This is a genomic window from Ruoffia sp. FAM 24228, assembly GCF_045528575.1.
In the GTDB taxonomy this organism is placed as follows: Bacteria; Bacillota; Bacilli; order Lactobacillales; family Aerococcaceae; genus Ruoffia; species Ruoffia halotolerans.
The window spans coordinates 1-3194 of record NZ_JBGQQZ010000112.1; the positions used below are offsets into that span (position 1 = coordinate 1).

Consider the following 3194-nt stretch of genomic DNA (forward strand, 5'->3'; position numbering starts at 1 on the left):
AGTCTGTAAGATATCTGTAGTAAGATTGTTCATAGGGAAGTCCTCTTTTCTGTGAATTTAGTGTGGTAACTCTATTCTACAGAAGGGACTTCCTTTTTTCTATTTACACAAAATATTTTACACTCTCTTTCGTCATGTTAGCTATAGAAAATACATTATACATAACGAACTTTACACCTTGTAGCCTTAACTCACTAAGTATTTCTATACACTCCTCCTTAACATTCTATAAACTTAAAACTCTCCCGAAGATCCCAATCATTACTGACCATTTCATTCAAGAATGTTAATCACATTATACATGTTTAGAAAGCGAATTGGAAGTTATTGGCGAGATTGTTGAAAGCTGCGTAAATTTAAAAAAAGTTATTATTTTTACTTATTGTAGTGAATCTAAGCAAGAACTCGAAAGAAAACAACGACAAATTTTACAAATGAGATCATGCATGATAGAAATGGTTAATTATTAAATTAATAGATTTTATTAGTTATAGAAAGGAGTTATACAATTGTAGACGGAGGACCTTTATTAGTTATATATCAGGGAGAAGAATCCGATGAAATAATTTTGAGCAAAGATATTAATCAATTTATGGAGGTGAATTATTCTCAAGAATCAGCAACGATTGGTTAATTAGCGGGGAGAATGCTTGAAATTTTAAATGTATTAAATTCTGATTTTGTAATATGTGACTTGAATTTTTCCGGTTCCTATCGCACGGTGACCAACTATGTTCGAGAATGGAAAAGTAACCATCATCAAGAGTTACCTACTGCTGGATATGAACGACTTGAACATCCACCGGGGGAAGCCCAGTTAGATTTTGGCACAATGGAAGTGGAACACCAAGGGGTATTTAAAGATGTTAAAGCCTTAGTTTTGAGTTTTCCGTTTAGTAACGCTGGCTTTGCGGTCGCATTACCGAGTGAAAATCAAGAATGTTTACTGACCGGGATGACGCAACTGTTTGATCAAATTGGAGGCGTTCCACGAAAAATTCGCATTGACAATATGGTCACGGCTGTTGCACAACCGAAGACAAAATTTGAACCGGCTGTTCTTTCAGAAGGATTTCAACTCTTCACGTTACACTATGGGTTTGAGGTTCAAGTTTGTAATCCAGCCAGTGGGCATGAAAAAGGCAGCGTCGAAAACAAGGTGGGGTATGTCCGCTATAATTTCTTTTCGGATTCCCCCGCATGACTTCTTATCACGCATTGAATCAAGAACTTGAACAGACGTTACGTGATAAGAGACAAGCCATTCATTATGAAAAAGGTGTTCGAATTGAGGCATTATGGCAGACCGAGCAATACTCGTGTTTAGCTTTACCGGATGAAGCTTATCCAGTTTTCAAAGAAGTCGAACTCCAAGCTAACAAATTGAATGAAATCACATTGGGTCAAACACGGATTCACGTATTAAATGCGCGTCGTCATCCAAGATTAGTCGGTCATCTGACCTGGAATCGTTACCGTATCTTAACGCCTCAAGGTGAAATACTGGCCGAAGATTATCGACCTTAGATGAATAAGCAGCGGGCAATTCCTTGGATGGACATCTTAAAAGACTGGAAACAGCGGTTGGCCAAAATCCCCTACTCAAGGTATTGGAAATATTTACCAGGGAGACTTCAAGCTCACTTAGGGATCGATGATTTGCGCTTACTTTACCAACGGATTGATCAGTTAATCCATTTACTTGTCCACCATTCACTGATCGAGATCAATAAAAATTTTTATGAACTACTGGGACAAGAGATGCAAGAGAGTATCAGTGATGTGAATTGGCTGGCGTATGACGCGTTAACAGTGCCCTCAAACCAAGAGGTCACCTCATGAGCCAAACGATTGAAGCGCTTTGTCAAGAATTAAGGTTACCCAGTATCGCTCAATTAATGTCGACTGTTGAGGCACCAACGAAAGAAGAATGGTTATATCAGCTATTAACCCTTGAAGTCGAGTTGAAAGAAGCCCGTCGCATCGACCGATTAATAGCTCAGGCAAAATTTACTCATACGAAGACCTTAGAAATGTATGATTGGCACCCGCACATTCGACTGCCAGATAGTCATACTAGGGAACAGTTGGTGTCGCTCGCATTTATTCATGCTCGACAAAATTTAGTCTGTATCGGGGCGCCTGGTACTGGGAAATCCCATTTAGCGATTGGACTTGGCCGTAAAGCTTGTCAAAACGGTATTGAGACGCGCTTCTGGCGTGTTGGTGAGTTAGTGCTGCATTAGAAAAGGCTTGGCAAGAAAAACAACTCGAGCAGTTCAAAAAACAATTCAGACGGGTGAAGTTAATTATTCTAGATGAGATGGGATACGTCCCGTTTACGAAGAATGGCTCAGAATTACTCTTCCAACTTATTAGTGACTGGTATGAGCAGAAAAGCATTATTATCACCTCCAACCTTGAATTTAGCAGCTATAATCGAAAAACATAAGAAGAGGGATTTAAATGAGTAAAGAAGTTGTTAAATATCACAATGATTTGAACGCAATATCAATGCAGAACTGGACAAGCGAAGAAATGAATTTTTTCTTTTCGATTATCGCGAAATTACGTGATGTTAATACGCGCGAAATAACATTCACAAAACATAGTCTCGCTGATTTAGCAAATTATTCAATTACGCATAATAAACGATTTAAAAAAACAATCGAAGATTTAGTAAATAAAATCACTCAAATTCAGTACGTTAAACGTACACATAACTCTTTAGAAGTGATGGCACCGTTTCGTCTCTTTCGCGTGAAATGGAATAAAGATCTGAGTGATATGAGTATGATTGTGAAAGTTACAGAAGAGTTTGAATATGTTTTAAATCATTTAAATGTGCAGTTTACTTCGTACGAGTTAGCAGAATTCACTTCCATTCGATCAAAGTATGCTAAAACTGTCTATCGACTGCTAAAACAGTGGGAAACAATAGGAAAAAGAGAATTTAAAATTAGCGAATTCAAATTGTTATTAGGTACACCAATATACTACACACCAAGTGAAATTGACAAAAATATAATAAAAGTAGTTATGAATGAGCTATCGGCTTTTTTTAAAGGTTGAATTGCAATAATTAATGCGACAATTTTTTATTTACTCAATTAATAAGAGTTCGTGTAAAAATACTTCCAAAGGTGTTTGGTAATCTAAGCATTTCCTAGGTCGATTATTCATTAACCACAAAG

Annotated in this window: 3 protein-coding genes and 1 pseudogene; all 4 read left to right on the top strand. The window is 37.2% G+C overall.

The genetic code is table 11. The features are described 5' to 3' along the window. Nucleotides 1-646: 646 nt before the first annotated feature. The 4 genes and pseudogenes from istA (at nt 647) to ACEN33_RS12025 (ending at nt 3072) form a co-directional block, all read left to right on the top strand. Entirely contained in the window at nt 647-1204 is a 558-nt protein-coding gene (istA, locus tag ACEN33_RS12010; protein ID WP_407095182.1) for an IS21 family transposase, read from the top strand. Beyond that, nucleotides 1201-1527, top strand: a complete 327-nt coding sequence (locus ACEN33_RS12015) for a hypothetical protein (RefSeq protein WP_407090693.1) — start codon at nt 1201-1203, stop codon at nt 1525-1527. The genes istA and ACEN33_RS12015 overlap by 4 nt, the downstream gene beginning before the upstream one ends. A gap of 371 nt (nt 1528-1898) precedes the next feature. Then, nucleotides 1899-2452 (top strand): annotated as a pseudogene (locus tag ACEN33_RS12020) (ATP-binding protein). A gap of 14 nt (nt 2453-2466) precedes the next feature. Beyond that, complete coding sequence (locus tag ACEN33_RS12025) at nt 2467-3072, top strand: replication initiation protein (RefSeq protein ID WP_407095183.1); 606 nt, start codon at nt 2467-2469, stop codon at nt 3070-3072. The last annotated feature ends 122 nt before the right edge of the window (nt 3073-3194 follow it).

Excerpts from the sequence above, each read along its gene's own strand:
- istA (WP_407095182.1), top strand. The coding sequence starts at position 647 with ATGCTTGAAATTTTAAATGTATTAAATTCTGATTTTGTAATATGTGAC.
- ACEN33_RS12015 (WP_407090693.1), top strand. The coding sequence starts at position 1,201 with ATGACTTCTTATCACGCATTGAATCAAGAACTTGAACAGACGTTACGT.
- ACEN33_RS12025 (WP_407095183.1), top strand. The coding sequence starts at position 2,467 with ATGAGTAAAGAAGTTGTTAAATATCACAATGATTTGAACGCAATATCA.